Source organism: Mycobacterium angelicum (genome assembly GCF_002086155.1).
Taxonomy (GTDB): Bacteria; Actinomycetota; Actinomycetes; order Mycobacteriales; family Mycobacteriaceae; genus Mycobacterium; species Mycobacterium angelicum.
In genome coordinates this window covers 1-262 of sequence record NZ_MVHE01000410.1, presented here as the reverse complement: position 1 = coordinate 262, position 262 = coordinate 1, and the positions used below count along the sequence as shown (strand labels likewise).

The 262-nt window shown below is 47.7% G+C and carries 1 pseudogene; it reads right to left on the bottom strand.

What is annotated here, in order from left to right:
• Window positions 1-262, bottom strand: a pseudogene (locus BST12_RS30035) (diterpene synthase); the annotation flags it as partial.

Below are 262 nucleotides of genomic sequence, written 5' to 3'. Positions count from 1 at the left end.
GTCAGGTTTGGGCCGGAAATGACGGAGATAGATATGATCGTACAAGATCCTCCGGAGCGTTGTTTCGGTCATATAGTATGAGGGAGCAACGGTGAAGTATAGACTCGTTTTTCCTGAGCTGAGCAGCGGAAAATCGAAAGTGCTGAAACGCCCAAATCCGATGAACATGTCAGCCTTGTCAACATACTCGCCGTAATAACCTTCGATAATCTCTCTCCGCGTGGGAGGTTTACCATGCGTTTCGTTCCACGAGATAGAAAAC